This window comes from Gilvimarinus gilvus (assembly GCF_030518155.1).
In the GTDB taxonomy this organism is placed as follows: Bacteria; Pseudomonadota; Gammaproteobacteria; order Pseudomonadales; family Cellvibrionaceae; genus Gilvimarinus; species Gilvimarinus gilvus.
This window is the reverse complement of sequence record NZ_JAULRU010000199.1, coordinates 1-394: the sequence shown is the minus strand read 5'-3', so window position 1 is coordinate 394 and position 394 is coordinate 1. Positions and strand designations below refer to the sequence as shown.

Genomic DNA, 394 nt, shown 5'->3' with positions numbered 1-394 from the left:
TCGCCAAAGATGGGATGAGATACTCGCTGACCGAGCACAATTTGTGTATCAGGTACTTCGGCATTGGCGAACATGGATGGGCGGGTTTGCTGACGGGCGGTTACCGGGCGGCTTATGCTGGCGTTCAGGCGTACCTCTTCCAGGTGCTTATCTGGTATCTCCCGAATAAATCGAGAAGGCCGGTTAAAGGTTTCATTGCCATGCAGCCGACGGGATTCAGCATAAGTAATAAACAGTTTCTCCATGGCGCGGGTTATCCCCACATAGCAGAGCCTGCGTTCCTCTTCGAGGCGGCCATCTTCTTCCAGAGACATCTTATGGGGGAACAGGCCTTCTTCCATTCCTGCGAGAAAGACCAGAGGGAATTCCAGCCCTTTTGCAGAGTGTAATGTCA

1 protein-coding gene is annotated in these 394 nt (G+C 52.5%); it reads right to left on the bottom strand.

Going from position 1 to position 394, the window contains the following annotated elements; genetic code table 11:
• On the bottom strand, positions 1 to 394 hold a 394-nt coding region (locus QWI17_RS01625), incomplete at both ends, for a 3'-5' exonuclease (protein ID WP_302720744.1).